The organism is Roseobacter sp. HKCCD6576-2, assembly GCF_013179285.1.
Lineage (GTDB): Bacteria > Pseudomonadota > Alphaproteobacteria > Rhodobacterales > Rhodobacteraceae > Rhodophyticola > Rhodophyticola oceani.
The window spans coordinates 15,481-30,759 of record NZ_WVNW01000008.1 but is presented as its reverse complement, the minus strand read 5'-3'; the positions used below and the strand labels follow the sequence as shown (position 1 = coordinate 30,759).

Here is a 15,279-nt window from a genome sequence, read left to right as displayed (position 1 = left end):
AGACTTATCCTCTGTGATAAATTGGACCCATAGTTTTCTTTGGCGATTGTATACTTGACAAACCCAAGGGCTAACCCCATATAACCCTTAACGAAACGAGGGTTATGAAATGTCCGTTCTGTCCGCCCCTTACATGCACGACGAAGCCGCCGCTTTTGCGCACGTTGAAGCCATGCTTTGGGCCGATGGTCCTATCTGCCCGCATTGTGGTGTTATCGACCGCGCCTACCGGCTTGAGGGTGTCCGCACCAAGCCGTCCAAGAAGAACCCGGAGGGAAAGGTGCGCCATGGCCTCTGGAAGTGCCGTGAGTGTCGCGGTCAGTTCACCGTGCGCAAGGGCACGATCTTTGAAGAAAGCCACCTGCCGCTGCACCTGTGGCTGCAAGCCATCCACCTGATGGTGTCCAGCAAGAAGGGCATCAGCAGCCACCAGCTACACCGCGTTCTGGGCATCACATACAAGTCTGCATGGTTCCTGACCCACCGCATCCGCGAGTGTATGCGTGACGGTGCGCTTGCCCCGTTTGGTTCTGGTGGCGGTACTGTAGAAGTGGATGAGACGTTTATCGGCAAGAAAGCCGAGAAGCCAAAAGGCGCTCGTGGCTTTGCGCACAAGAACGCCATGCTGACCCTTGTTGACCGCAACACCAAACAAGCCAAGTCCATTGTTGTGGACGATATTAAGAAGGATACGCTGGTGCCGATCCTGCGCGAGAATATCGCTAAGGAAGCCGTGATTTACACTGATGACGCCAAGCAATACACGCGCCTGTCCGATGATTTTGCAGATCACGACTTTACCACGCACAGCAAAGGCGAATACGTGAAGCGCGAGAAGCCGCAAGTTCATACCAACACGGTTGAAGGCTTCTACAGCATCTTCAAGCGTGGCATGAAGGGTGTGTATCAGCACTGCGGCAAGCAGCACTTGCACCGTTATGCGGCTGAGTTCGACTTTCGTTACAATAATCGGATCGCGAACGGTGTGGACGATGCGGAGCGGGGGCGGATCGCTTTGCGATCTGCGACCGGCAAGCGGTTGACCTACGCACAGCCTGTGGCGGGCAAGTGAGATTAACCCGCTGGCAATTCAAGGTAATTTAGGATTTGCCAGCGGAGTCAGTGTGTTGTAGAAGGGTGGTGCGGACGACCGGACTTGAACCGGCACGGGGCATGTGAGTTTAGCGGCTCGCCCCCGTGGCACCCAAAGCCACTGTGTCTACCATTTCCACCACGTCCGCGCAGGTGGCCCGCCCCTTACCGGGATAACCCTCGGCAGGAGCGGGTCGTGGGGTTACTCCCACTCAATATCTAAGGCGGCTTCATTGGACTTACCTCCATTGTTGTTGCTCTCAGAAGCGGAGGGCTGGCCCTCCAAAGCTTGGCTCTCCGCTTCAATTCTAATCTTGGCAGTGTCAGTTAAAAACCACTCGCCGTTGTTATCAATGTACAGGCCGTCCTTCTTCCCATTGCGAAGCTCGCTTCGCATCGATGCTGGTTTGACCATTTTTTCATGATCAGAGTCGGCATGTGAAAGAATGTCTGCTGCTGTCATGCCTGCTTTAGCGCAATACATTGCCCGCATCGCCAGTTGACGGGCGATGCCTTTGGGTGCGCGTTGCCTCCCCTCTGCGGGCTGTTGTTGCGGCGGAACCCGCGTGGTATCATGCTGTTGCGGCTTTGGCGCAGCACCGATCTGGGCGTCCTTTTGCCCCAGGAACTCAAGAAGTTCCCGTTTCGCATCAGCTTTGCCGCGCTCGTAAGCTGCGGCTTCCGCACGCTTCAGAACTGCGGCTATCTCATCTAGGTGGGTGCTGCTCATGAGTCGCCCTCGTGTTGTTATGGGGCGTTGTTATCACCGCGACGGCAGTCGTGCAAGGGGTTGAGCATGGAAACGAAACGCGAACAACTCGAACGCTTCAAAGAAGCCGCCCGTGAACTCGAGGCGGACGACGACGAAGAGCGGTTCAACGAGAAACTAAGACGGTTGGCGAAGCCTAACGCTAAACCTGACCCCAAAGGGCAGAAATGACCGTGCAGGCGGCTTGGATATCGTTCATCCGCCGCGTGTTTGAGCTGGGGGCCTGTCACGCTACTGCGTGATCTCTCAAAGCCATGGGTTTGTCAAATATACAATCGCCTTTTCTTTCCATCCTATTTTTTATCTTGCAAGATAGATTCGGCTTGATTATGGGGCCAGATCGCCTAATTTATCCTTCATGATAAGGAGGGCAAATGTCCGGACAAAGCGATACACTGCAATGGGCACAAAAGATCGGCGACAGACTTCGGAAACGGAGAAAGCTCCTCGGGCTCAGCCTGGAGGACCTCTCACGGCTGTCCGGTTCAACAGTCCCTACGCTCTCAAATATCGAACGTGGGAAGCGTGACGTAAAACTATCCACCTTGGTATCGTTAGCCACGGCACTCCGCATCGACCTATCGATTTTGTTCGTCAAGAATGAAATCAAGGACGCGCATCATGATCCTCAATCTGGGACCATCGGCTACGACTTGGATGACGACTGATGGCAATCCGTGAAGAGATCGAGGTCTACTACGAAAAGTTCGTTGTTGGTCGCATCGTCATCCACGATCAGGAGCAGATCGGTTTCACCTACGATCCGAGGTGGCTGGCAACCGACGGAAACTTCCAGCTATCCTTGACGCTCCCTCTGTGTTCAGGCGACTTCGACGATCAAGTCATTACCCCATGGCTTGCCAACCTGTTGCCGGAAGAACAGCAACTCATGGCCCTCTCAAGGGCTCTGGGGCTGTCCACGTCGGATGCCCTGGCCATACTTCGGGAGATCGGCGGTGACACCGCAGGCGCTATCTCAATCGGGGAGCCGAGCGAACGCTCCGAATGGACCTATGAGCCCCTACAGGCCCACTACGGGATTGATACCGACGGTGCAGCCCTGGACCGCCATTTCGACGATCTTGGGTGCCGTCCGTTCCTCGTCGGCGAAGATGGTGTCAGGTTGTCTCTTGCCGGTGGCCAGAAGAAGACGGCGCTAGCTGTCCTCGATGGCGACGGGAACCCCAAACTGGGCCTACCCGGGCCCACCGACAGACTGGCGATCCCCAAAAACGGCGCTCCATCAACGATCATCATAAAACCGGACAATCCGACGCTTCCTGGCATCGTCGAGAACGAAGCCTATTGCCTGAATTTGGCCAGTTTGATCGGAATAACCGCTGTTGACTGCACTATCGTTAAAGCAGGTGATAGGACTGGGTTGGCTGTGTCTAGGTATGACCGAAGAGCGCGATCTGATGGTACCGTAAGACGACTTCATCAAGAAGACTTTGCGCAGGCGAATGGCATCTACCCTGGTCAGAAATACGAACAGGGTACGGTGCCAGGACTCGATCTGAATACTCTGCTGAATACCGGAAATAGTCTGCCACCTACTGAAGCCCTGAAACTCCTAGATCAGGTAATCTTTAACATTCTGGTCGCCAACACCGACGCGCATGCCAAGAACTACTCGATGATCTTGAGCAACGGTCCGACGATGGCACCCCTCTACGATGTGTCGTCTGTTCTGCATTGGGATCATGTGAACCAATACCACGCGCAGAAGATCGCAGGTCGGAGACGTAAGCCCGTAGATACAGCCGGACGACATTGGGATCGGATCGCCGAAGAAGCTGGCCTCAATGCCCGTGGAGTCAGAATGCGAGTGCAGGAACTGGTCGATACCATGGTTGCTGCCCGGGTCGAAGCCATGCACCGGATCAAAAGCCAGGCTGGAGCAGAAGCTGGCATGGTCGATCACGTCGCAGGTTTGATCGAAAGCAACGCCTTGCGAATAGCTGGTCGATTGGAGGAGCGTCATTGACCCACCTCCAGCAAAAGCCGTTGTTCGGGTTGTTGCTGAACCCGCTTGGCAAGCACGCAAAAAGTTTGGAGTACCGTGAAGGCCGGTTGTATGTTTCTGCCCGGCGTTCTCGGACGATACATCTGAACGGCATTGCTGCGGCACCTAATGTTTCCGACCGACTATTTGGCAGCGATCTGACGATCCGCTGCGACGACGGTTACACTACATCTTTGAAGGGGGCTAACCGGCGAAGCGCCGTAGAGTTTGCCCAGACTGTTGAAACCGACTGGATCAACCACAACACGGAACGCTTCGAGGCCAACCGTTCGTCGATTGACGCAGTGCTCGAAATGATAGCGGAGCTTCATGCCCCTACGAAGTACCCATCAGCTTGCCTCATAAATCCCGTGGTTGAGCAGGCTCAGCACCTTAACGATAGCCTGTTGGGCAGGCTTCCGATGGCATCAATCGGAGAATATGCACAACGGCAGGTCAGGGAGGTACAAGGCTTCATCCAGAATGCAGTCTCAATGCGCAATCGAGCCATATCAGTATTCGAGCAGCAGCAACTGAGCACCTGGGAAGAGTTCTTCGACACCTTCGAAAGCAACCCGCTGACACCCGAACAGAGGATCGCAATCATCGTGGACGAAGACGCGACTCTGGTCCTGGCCGGGGCGGGGTCCGGTAAGACCAGTGTCATCACCGCGAAGGCCGGATACCTCATCAAATCCAAAACCAGGGCTTCAAACGAGATACTGCTCCTGGCATTCGCAAAGGACGCGGCGAAGGAAATGTCAGAGCGTATCGAAGAACGGTGCGGTGAACCACTGGAGGCCCGAACCTTTCACGCTCTGGCCTACGACATCATCGGGATCGTTGAAGACAGCAAGCCCGCTTTGGCCGAACATGCGACCGACGACAAAGCCTACCTCGCCCTAATCAAAGACATTCTAAGCGTGTTGGTACGTACTGCTGCCGAGGTTTCGAAGGCTATCATTGGATGGTTCTCTTACGCCCGCCTGGAAGCCAAGACCGAGTGGGATTTCAAGAAAAAGCACGACTACTACACCTATATTGAGAAGCTTGACCTACGCACCCTGCAAGGGGAACAGGTCAAAAGCTTCGAAGAGTTGATGATCGCCAACTGGCTGTTCGAAAACGGCGTCGAATATCAGTACGAGCCGAACTACGAACACAGGGTTTCTGAGGGCGGCTTCCGTGACTATTGTCCGGACTTTCGTCTCGTAAAGAGCGGGGTGTACATTGAGCATTTCGGCGTTCGCCGCCGCAAGACCAGCGATGGTAAGGAAGAATTGACCACGGCCCCGTTCGTGGATCGCGACGAATATCTCGAAGGTATGCAGTGGAAGCGTAGCGTCCACAAAGAACATGAAACTACGCTGATTGAGACCTACAGCTATGAACGCGAGGAAGGCCGACTTTTGGAGGCTCTGGCGGAGAAAGTCTCGGCTCACGAGGAAATCGCCCCCCGGTCACCTGAAACCTTGTTCGACCAAGTGGCCGAACTGGGACAGGTGGATAGCTTTGTCCAGTTGGTTGGTACATTCCTCCGGCATTACAAAAGCGGTGGCTACCGGGTGAGTGACTGTGAAATTAGAGCAGATAAGCTCAAACTCGGGAAACGGGCCAAAGCTTTCCTATCTATCTTCGAGCCGGTTTACCTAGAATATCAGGCGCGTCTGGATGGCAGGATCGACTTTGAAGACATGATCCTGAGGGCCTGTGAATACACAGAGAGCGGTCGGTATCGCAGCCCGTTCAAACACATACTGGTGGATGAGTTTCAGGATATCTCCCAGAGTCGTGGACGCCTGGTCAAAGCACTGAAGGGACAACATGCCGACGGGCGTGTCTTTGCCGTCGGCGACGACTGGCAGTCGATCTACCGGTTTGCTGGATCAGACATCAACCTGATGCGACGCTTCGGGGCGGAGTTTGGCGGCACGTTCGACGGTCAGACTGGCGTTCACCGAACAGTCGATCTTGGCCGCACGTTCCGGTCCGTCGATCAGATAGCGGAAGCCGCCAAGAGGTTTGTCCTGCAAAACCCGGCGCAGTTGCAGAAGACCGTGATCCCCGCTGGTGTCGCCCAGGCTCCGGCGCTGGGGGTCGTGCCAACTTTCCTTCATGATGCAGATGCCAAGCTGCGTGCCACGCTGAGAGCAATACCAGAGAAGAAAGACGGGGATAGAAAGCCCACGGTCCTGCTGCTTGGACGATATCGCCATTTGGTGCCGGACAACCTTTCCCGTATTCGACGCGAATTCCCCCATCTCGACATCTCCTTCAAGACTATCCATGCATCCAAGGGACTGGAAGCCGATCATGTCATCGTCCTGGGGCTGTTTCGAGGACGGACGGGCTTCCCGTCGGAGATCGTCGATGATCCGCTGCTCGGTCTGGTGTCGCCCGAGGCGGAACCGTTCGAGAATGCCGAGGAGCGGCGGGTAATGTACGTCGCTTTGACCAGGGCACGGCACACCGTGACTCTGATGGCATCCGCTTCCAAACAATCCGCGTTCATCACAGAGATGCTCGATGATCCGGAGTATGGAGTTGTGGGCAGTGCCGGGACGACGGAAAAGGTTCATACCTGCGGAGAATGCGGCGGCCATCTTCTTGGTTTCCCAACCAAGGACGGTGGGATGTGGTATCGGTGCGAACATGCAGACCTATGCGGCTTCTCGATTAACGCTTGTACGTCATGTGGGATCGGTTTGCCGGAACAACAGGGCCGCTCTGGTCCCATGAAATGTGCCAACTGCGGTGCCGAATACCAAGCCTGTCCGGCGTGTGATAATGGTTGGCTCGTTGAGCGCAAGAGCCGTTACGGTCGGTTCCTTGGATGTGTCAGCTTTCCAAGATGCAAAGGAAAAGGTAAGCTGACGTGAGCTAAGGATATCATGCATGAACTGATCCAGAGCGGTGGGACAGTTCCGTTACATAAAGTGTAACATCGCGGCAATTCAGACTGTCCCACTTTCACCTAAGCGCCTGACTTTACACACTAGGTATGGTCCGCCCCCGGAAACTCCAATCTGCCAACGGAGGCGGTCATGCTGAATTTCATCGTCAAGCGCCTTGGACAAAGCGCGATATTGATCCTTATCATGTCGGCGCTGGTTTTTGTCGGCATGTATGTGGTGTCTGATCCGGTTGCCGTGCTTGCGGGAGAGGACTTCACTGAAGAAGACCGCCGTGCTCTTGCGGCTGAACTGGGCGTGGACCGCCCACTTCCTAAGCACGCCACACCACCGTAAGCCATCGCCTTTGATGAAGACCATCCTGCTTATTGGACCGTGTTGACAAAAGGGGTTCACTCCGGGGCTTGAGTGTGATTCAAGCCGGTATCTGCCATGGAGACCAGCTTGGCACGAGACATAATGTCGGACGAGGAATAGGCGTTCTTTGAACGCTTCATCCTTGAGATTTGCTCCCCGAGCGGGCGCAAACCGACCAACCACCGACTTGTTCTTGATGGGGCTTTTTGGGGATTGCCCGCACCGGGGATCCGTGGCGAGACCTGGAGTTTCGCCCTGCCTGATGGATGTGACGGCCCGACTTGCGGATTTCAGTTCGGACCTTCTGGATACCAGTGTTCTGGAATAGGAAGCGGGGCGCTTCGCTGTGATTTTCGATCCGGGTCGGGACAATTGAGGCGTGTCACCTTCCTGAGCGACGGACGGGTCTCCCTGAGCCGGGCGGAGTTCTCTTTCGACGAGCCTGACTATTTCCGGTCCGGTGTTTGGTATCAGACGGCGGCACAGCGTACGACGGCGCAGAGCCAGTGGGCGCGCATGGTCAGTCTCTATTCCGGCGAGAGGCTCGCGCAGTCAGAGCAGCGCGCCGCGGAACAGCGGCAGAACAACGATCGTGCAATCCGAAACGCGACAGCGATCCTGACCGGTGTGGTGAGTGGATTGTCTGGTCAGCCGAGTGCGACGGGAACGACCGGTGGTGGCAGTTCTTTCCACTGTGAGCCAAATGGTCCTCGCGCCACGCTGGCGCCCGAGTGCCGCCCAAGCCGCTGCGAATCATTGCAAGCTTGTTCTGCTGCATCGGGCTCGATTCAATGATCGAGCAATCGAGCGCGACAATGGATGCACTCGAATAAGTCAAGTTAACGCCACGGGCGACCTAACACACCTGACGCAGCTAGAGCTGCAAGGATTTTCTCGATGTTGCCCTTACTACCCTTTGTCTTTGCGGTAGATTTTGCTGCAACATCCAGATCAAACAAACGCCGGAACAAACGTGAAAACGTCTCCCCAGGAAAAAAATACCCGAAAAGCGATGGCCGAGTCTACCACTTTGGTGTGTTCACACGTTGAAAGATCCTCCCATAAGGAGCAAGCGTGGGATGGGCAGTCTCGAAGGTTTGAAACATGCGGTAAGATGCTAAAGAGGCGCCCGTCCAATCTGCTGGACAAATGGAAGATGGTTCGGTCTCGACTAGTGCGCATCAAGTGTGATCGAAGGTCGGCTGCGTGGAAAGACACTGCCGTTCAATTTCTAAATATTGATGCCAACCATCGGAGTTTAGGCATCTGCAACGCTTCTTTATACAGCTTGCGCTCGCTCAAATCGCTTAATCAAGCCGCTCTCAACCCGTTGTTTTTCCGCAGAATGGGCGGAAAGTGTGAATTCGCTGCGGAAGCAATAGATTCAGCCGAGTAGGGCGAAAGCGGGCCTTCAGTGCGGGCAGCCGCGCAGCCGGTCGTCGATCTCTGGGTCGGGCAACCAACGGTCGTGATGAGCCAACCACAGTCATCCGTCCTGCGAGAACGCGGGAGCGGGCTTCCGTCACCGGCATTGGGATCCGTCGTCGGCAGTTGGTCGTTGGCGGGGGACCAGCCGCACGGGCAGTCCAGACGCCGTCTTACGGTCCAGTGAAGCCGCACCGCAGCGTAGGACCTGGAGGCAATGGCAACTCCGGGCCGAGAATGTGCCAAGAAATCGTTTTCGCGCTATGATTTTGCAACGGCGGGAAGGAATCTTCGGCACACGTGTCAGGGTTGCTACCAAGAACGACTTTTCGCTCGATAAGCAAAAGGACCCTTGTCCTACAATTCGGAACGGCTCCGCGAGTTACGACCTGGCAAGCGTGCCGGATTCTGGTAGTCTGTCTCTCGGGCTGGTAAGGGTGTCGGGGGATATACGCGATGTGGCCCTCTCAATGCCTCGTCTGCGGAAATCTCATGTGGCCTGGTCGCGGTGATCCAGTAGATCTACGCCAATGGCATATCCGCACGTTCTGTCGACGAACTCGTGAAAGGCATGGGTGCTGGCGGCATGCGTCGATCAATGGCGGAGCATTCATCGGGAAGAAGACCGTCAGATGGCAGTGTTCCGGCTCAGAATATCTCCCAAGGCCGATCTGCGAATGCGACCCGAGTTCGGCTTCCACGCACTCACGAGTCCTGTTGCGACAAGGTCAGGGCCGAGATCGACGAGGTCAGAGCCGACATGCTCACGCACGAGTTCGTTAAACGCATCATAGTCCTCGCCATCTGCCATATCCAGGATCGAAAGAACCTGACCCAATGCGCCCTTGAGAAGCGCCGGCGGGACCTTCAGCGTCGACTTCCAGTCTCGAGCCGCCTCCATCGGATCCGAGGCTACACGCATTGCCGAGATCAGCTTGATCGTCTCCGAAGGAACGCCACCGGTGGCGCGCAGGATCGCGTCTCGTAAAGTCCGGGTGTCGAGCTCGACTTTCTCGATGTGGTGGAGATGGACTCTCACCATCTCTGCACCCCAGGCCGCCAGGAACTGGCTTTGCTCGGGACGTCGCGTTGCGATGTCTCGCATGTTGGATTCGGCCGCATCCAGAAGCAGCACCGGGCGCACCTTCCCGCCAATCACCCGCGGCTGCCGCTCGAGCCACGAAATGGCCTCGTGCGCCTGCTTCTGCGTGTCCGGGCTGAAGACCAAGATCGCGTCATGGCCGTCGCCGGACTTGCGATCGACACTCGCCCGTAGTTCGCGCGTGTTCTTGACGAGATCAACCGCAATGCTCCGATCTCGGGCGCCCGGAAGACGACCCGCGAGCGCGATGCGCTTCAACGCCGGGCCGACCGTGGAAAGCCCGAGAACTTTGAGACCACAGACGATCTGGACCGGGACGCTCTCGGGAAGGACGATCCGCTCGATCTGGAGATCGGTGAGCGGGCAATAATGCCAGTCAGACTGATCGGACACATTCCCCGTGCTGTAGCGCCTCCGATGGATCGCACGATCATAGGCAACCGCCGGATCTTTTTCCTCGATCTCGCCCAGGGCATGGTAGATATCGTCTCCCGACCCCAGCATCGTGGCGACCTGGCGCGACCCCAGCAGGTAGCGATAGCGCTTGGTCCCGGAAATCGGCACGCGCCCCAGAACGCCGAGGTCGAACAGCTCCTCGAGCAGAGCCTCGAACGCGGCAAGCGACGGACTCTCGGAACTATTCGGCCAAAAGACGCTGGCTTCTTCGAGGAGATCTTCCGTGTCGAAGCCGGTAACCCTCGCCTTGTCTTCCTGCCCTTCGGCATTGAGGCGCCCCAGCGTGTAGGCGACCAACGCATAGCGCGGATCGAGACCGAGGGTGAGGTGGAACTTGTAGCGAATGCGGCTCTCGATATGTCCGAACCCGCGATGCGCAAACAGCGTATCGCTCGGGATCGGCCAGAGCGGACCGTCAACATCCCGCTTGTAGGACTTGCCTGTTCCCGAACCGTGCAGGGTCGAGAGCAGGCCTTTCATGTATTCCTGCACGAGAGACGGGTAGTAATTCGCCCAGGCAAGGATCTCCTCGACAGCCTCATGGCTCTCGAACCGGAAGCCTGCGGCGCGCATCGGCGTCACGACGAGGTCGTAGGCGGCGCGCTTGTCATCCTCGGTGCGGTTGAGCGGGCCGATACAAATGGGCTGGCCCAGATGTGCCAGGGGTGAGTTCGGCTGCCGATACATCCGCTGGACGTTGTGAAGACCCGCAAAGACGACCTTGAAGGCACGGCCGGTTTGCTCCATCAACTTCTTGATGCGGGCCAGTTCGGGATAGTCCTCCCTTGTGTCCGCATCCATGAAATTGTCGGCCTCGTCGAACATCGCGATGACGCGCCCGTGCGGCTTGTGCATCAGCCATGCTTCGATATCGCGCGAAACCTCGTCGGCCGTTCGGCTGCTCGGCTTCACGACCTCCGGCGAAAGCATCGACGCGAGATGGGTCCAGATCTCGGAGGTCTTCTCGGAGTTGCCGAGCCACCTGACCTCGCGATTGACCACGATTCGATCCTGTTCCGGGGCATGCTGGGTCCGCTCGATATGCCCGAGAAGCGCGGATTTCCCCAGTTGACGGCCGCCGTAGACGAGGCAGCCGTCCGCCGTCTTCGACATGATGAGGCGGATCTCCTCGCCTCGTCCGAAAAACATCTCGGGCGGCAGTTTGCCGGCATCCGTGGTGTATGGCTCGACACGGCCATAAGGCAGGCCGCACTCGAAGATCGTATGAGCGCGGGTTTGCCGGCGGGTCGCGGCGAAACCGATGAGCGCCTCGTCAACGAGAACGGCGGGAATGACTTTCGCGCGCAGGCGCTCGGCAAGCTCGTGGCGCTTCGCCGCGTCGAGCGTGCCCGCACACAGGAATATAGAAGGTGTGTCGGGCGACACGGCCTTCATGATGTTCTCCGACAGGACGTCGGGTCCAACCAGCAAGAAGTTCGTCCCGGCACTGGCCTGCGAGCCGAAGACAGGCGGCAGGAACCACTCGTCGGTCAGTGCCGTGCGGATCGATCCGGTGAGCCTGCCCTGCCAGACCCCGGTGCGCCCGAGCGGGCGAAAGTCGTGGATCTTCACGTTGTCGTAGCCGATATCCTCGAAGAGCGCGCGGATCTTTGGCACAGAGGGCTGCTTTTGCGCGAGCGAGGCTCCGATCGCACGGTAGAGGTGAATGAAGTCGAGGCCGGCCGCCCGGCGGTCCTCCTCGATATGGAGCGGTCCTTCAGCTGCGACGGCCTGCTCGAAGGCGGCATCCGTCGCAGGCCATCCGGGCGAGGCCGCAAAAGCGAGAAACTCCGGGGCGAAGTCGGAAATGATCCCTCCAAGTTCGGTCTCGAAGGTTGCCGCCGAGCGCCCGTCGCGCAGCTGGGCAATCCGATCTTCCGTGGCCTCGACGGTAACACCCTCGAGACCGGCGAGAAGCGCATCGGCTTCCTCGGCATTGCGCTCGTTGCGATACTGCGCGATCCGCTCGACCTGGTCTTCACGGATCTTGTCTTCGATCATGCTCGAGATGGCATCGAGATCGGCCGTGGCCGCCGGAATCTCGGCGAGGTCGTGAACCTCGGAGCGATTCTTGATCGCCGCAAGCCGGGCGAGGGCGATGTCGCACCAGCTGAGCCAGCGGGCGATCTCGTCCTGGTGCTTGTAATCCACCTTTGCGAGGGTCTTCAGCCCGCGGGAGCGCGCGGCGATTTCCGCCTCCCAGGTCTTCGCAAACGTGGCCATGTCTTGGGCGATCGCGTCCTGCGCGTCGATCCCAAACCGTGTCGCCAGCCTCGTAGCCGTCTCGAAGGAACCTTCCTTGCGCGCCTGGAGAAGGGCACCCTCGGGATCGGGAACCGCGTCCGAAAGGAGCATGTCCCGGAAGGCATCAAAGCGCAGATCAGGCACATCCAAAGAGCCCCGAACGCTGGAAGGCAGAAGATCCCGTTCCGCAGTCAGTGCTTCTTCCAGGGTGGCGAATGAGCCAACGTCCTCGCCGCGCAGAGCGCGCAAGGTCTCGTCAATCTGTGCGGCGATCCATCGCGACAACGCGGCCGTCAGGGCATCCGGGGCGCGGTCGGCCTCGGTCGACAGCCCGGCCTGGGCCTTCTCGAGGCGCGAGACCAGGTTCCCGATCGTCGCTCGCATGCGGGCTTCCGATTGCTGACCCTGGCTGGCCTCTCGCGCCGTGGCGCGCAGCCAGCCAGCGAGCAGGCCGAGCGGTTCATCGAATTGACGCTCGAGATACTCCACGCCCTTGGGATGGAGGCGGGCGTTTTGCCGGGGGGAATTTGCCGCAAACTCGACAGAGACGTTCTCGATCTCGGAGGCGGACGAGAGTGCCTCGATTGCGTCCTGAGCCAGCCTGGGAGCATCGCTCCTGTCGGCATCGATCGCGGCGCGCGCAGCGCCGATGGGGCCATCTTCCGAAGCGACGTGGTGCATCACCGCGGTGGCGAATGGCCAGCGCGAGGTCTTGTTGGAGACTGTGTCGGCCCATTGTCCCAGTTGGGTGGCAATCCGTTGCCTCTGCGGAACGCGCTTGGCGCCCGCCAGACGCGCCAACTCGTCGGCGTCCGGCGGGAAGTCGTAGTCCAGCTCGGAAATCGCCTCGACGGCCTGCTGAAGATGCTGGCCCAGGTTTCCGCGGCACAGGCGCGGCAGGCCACTCCAGAGACCGGATGCAGACTTCTCGAAGATCGACGGGCGCATGAGGGCGCCGACAAGGAGGACGGAGCCAAAGTCCGAAGACACAACACCCGCTGCCCTGCTGGCGAGGGATTGGAAACGCTGGGTGTCGGGACCGTAGTCGCGCTGCGGCGCCCGACTGCCGGCGGCGGCCTTCAGAACCGCCGCCTCGATGGGCCAGGGGCGGCCGTGCAACTCGAAGCTCTCGGCAGCATCTGCGGCCACGCCCAACAGATCGCGCTCGATGAGCGCGGCAAGGATGTCCGGTGAGACCGGTGGCGAACTGTCCACGGGCGGCTCGACATCTGCCGGAGACGAGGCGGGCTCGATGTCGATATCCGTTCCAGGCGCCTCGCCATGGTCAGTTCCGGGGACCTCATCCGCCTCAACATGGACGTCATCGTCAGATCCCTGGAGTTCATCAGGATCTTCAAGGGGATCGCTTCCACTTTCGTCGCCATCGGGCGTGACGCCCTCTTCGGCAACATCCTTACCGTCGTCCTCGGCGACAGGCCGGATCTCCGCCTGATCATCCGAAGCGTCTCCGACTGACGACGTGTCGGCGTCATCGCACGGATGGTCATCTTCATCGTCGGCCTCGTCATCGTCCTCGATGTCGTCATCGATCTCGTCGTCAGCAATGGCCCTGCTGGCTTCGGCGAAGGGATCGGTCGCCAACGCGTCATGCGCACTGGCCTCTTCGGTGGCGTCCATAGACACCTGGGCAAGAAAGCCGCGAATACCCTTGAGATCCACCGTAGGGTCATCAACGCCGTCCGACAACAGGCGCTCAAGATAGGCCAGGAACTCCGACTGCTCTTTGCGTGCGGCGCCAAGGGCTTCTTTCTCTTCCTTGGCCTTCGCCGCGAACTCGGCGAGGAGTGCGTAATCTTCGCTCTCACCTGCGGCCTGGATTTTCTCCTTTGTCTCCGCCGCGTTCTCTTCGAGCTCTGTGATCCTGATCTTCCGTGCGCGCAGGCTGCCTGCGAGACCCTCGTCGAGGGCTGTCGAGAAGGTCTCGATCGTCTGCGCATCAACCTGATCGGGTTTGTGTGCCAGACCGAGCTTGGAGATCTCATGCAGGACGACGTCTCGAAGTGGCGTTTTCAGACCGTCGGCCTGCTTGGCGCAAACGAAGGCAAGAGCCGCCAACTTGTAGAGATCCTCCGCAGCGGTCGACGTCGCGATCCCGTCCGACAAGGCCCTCAGGGTCGTGATGGCGTGAAGGTGGAGTTGATCCGAAACTGAGTCAGGGTAGCCCGCCGCCAGCGCAAGGATCAGAGCCGCGTGATCTTCCCAATCGTCGACGTCCTGAATCTCACCGAGTTCTTCGGCAATGATTTCCGCAGGACCTTCGAACAACAGGATTCTGCTCGCTTCGTCGTCCATGTGATCGATGTCGTCCTCCCGTCGCTTCTTGTGATAGAGCGCGATGGCATATTCACAGAATGCCGCAACGGCGATGTCGGCCTCCACCTCGGGCGACAGAAGCTCTCCGGTGCGCGAATGAAGGTGCGGATTGCATCGAAGGCACAGCTTCATCAACGGCATCTTGCTGAAGATCATGGGGACCTTGCGCCTCGACTTCGATCCAGCGGACATGCGCTTCGCAGCCACCCTTGCCTCTAGCATCGGCAGAACCCATGGGGCTCTCTCGCACCGCTCGAGAACCAACCGGTAAATCTCCTCCTGGTCACGATGATCGATTTCCAGGTTGAGGAGCGCCACGATGGAGCGCAAGTCTCGTGCCGTGAAATGGCCAGCTTGTGCGAAATAGGCAGGCGCCTCCGGGCAGATCTCGAGAAGAGGAAAACGGGAGATCTCGTCCGGCGGTGTCCAGTCCTCCGGCGTCCAGCCTGCCATCGCAATGCACGCCGAGTGGGGATCCGAAGCCTCCGCCTTCTGTTGGCGGGAGGTTGGGAAGAAAAGGTTCGTCATCTTGGATCGATCCCCTGGGCGGCTATCGTCATCGAGCAGTGTTGACATGTCTGTC

At 58.4% G+C, this 15,279-nt stretch carries 8 protein-coding genes, 1 tRNA gene and 1 pseudogene; 7 read left to right on the top strand and 3 right to left on the bottom strand.

The window, feature by feature from the left end; translation table 11 throughout:
* Window positions 1-109: 109 nt before the first annotated feature.
* Entirely contained in the window at window positions 110-1,072 is a 963-nt protein-coding gene (locus tag GTF44_RS18775; protein ID WP_171562441.1) for an IS1595 family transposase, read from the top strand.
* A 66-nt stretch (window positions 1,073-1,138) separates the two neighbouring features.
* On the opposite strand, the gene GTF44_RS18770 is transcribed toward GTF44_RS18775, so the two are convergent.
* Window positions 1,139-1,241 (bottom strand) — tRNA-Pro (locus GTF44_RS18770).
* Between the two features lie 53 nt (window positions 1,242-1,294).
* A complete protein-coding gene (locus tag GTF44_RS18765) occupies window positions 1,295-1,822 on the bottom strand; it encodes a hypothetical protein (protein ID WP_171562440.1) in 528 nt (175 codons plus the stop codon).
* A 66-nt stretch (window positions 1,823-1,888) separates the two neighbouring features.
* Here GTF44_RS18765 and GTF44_RS18760 point away from each other — a divergent pair, with 66 nt between their 5' ends.
* The 6 genes and pseudogenes from GTF44_RS18760 to GTF44_RS18735 all read left to right on the top strand — a co-directional run.
* Entirely contained in the window at window positions 1,889-2,032 is a 144-nt protein-coding gene (locus GTF44_RS18760; RefSeq protein ID WP_171562438.1) for a hypothetical protein, read from the top strand.
* A gap of 203 nt (window positions 2,033-2,235) precedes the next feature.
* The gene (locus GTF44_RS18755; RefSeq protein ID WP_171562436.1) at window positions 2,236-2,529 is read left to right on the top strand and encodes a helix-turn-helix domain-containing protein; all 294 of its coding nucleotides are present in this window, start codon (window positions 2,236-2,238) and stop codon (window positions 2,527-2,529) included.
* Complete coding sequence (locus GTF44_RS18750; RefSeq protein ID WP_171562434.1) at window positions 2,529-3,848, top strand: type II toxin-antitoxin system HipA family toxin; 1,320 nt, start codon at window positions 2,529-2,531, stop codon at window positions 3,846-3,848. The genes GTF44_RS18755 and GTF44_RS18750 overlap by 1 nt, the downstream gene beginning before the upstream one ends.
* Window positions 3,845-6,745 carry a UvrD-helicase domain-containing protein gene (locus GTF44_RS18745; protein ID WP_253261353.1) on the top strand — a complete coding sequence of 967 codons (2,901 nt, stop codon included), beginning with the start codon at window positions 3,845-3,847 and terminating at the stop codon, window positions 6,743-6,745. The genes GTF44_RS18750 and GTF44_RS18745 overlap by 4 nt, the downstream gene beginning before the upstream one ends.
* Before the next feature lie 165 nt (window positions 6,746-6,910).
* A complete protein-coding gene (locus GTF44_RS18740) occupies window positions 6,911-7,114 on the top strand; it encodes a hypothetical protein (protein WP_171562432.1) in 204 nt (67 codons plus the stop codon).
* A 96-nt stretch (window positions 7,115-7,210) separates the two neighbouring features.
* Window positions 7,211-7,380 (top strand): annotated as a pseudogene (locus tag GTF44_RS18735) (IS5/IS1182 family transposase); the annotation flags it as partial.
* A 1,808-nt stretch (window positions 7,381-9,188) separates the two neighbouring features.
* Here GTF44_RS18735 and GTF44_RS18730 read toward each other — a convergent pair.
* The gene (locus tag GTF44_RS18730; RefSeq protein ID WP_171562430.1) at window positions 9,189-15,224 is read right to left on the bottom strand and encodes a hypothetical protein; all 6,036 of its coding nucleotides are present in this window, start codon (window positions 15,222-15,224) and stop codon (window positions 9,189-9,191) included.
* Window positions 15,225-15,279 lie beyond the last annotated feature (55 nt).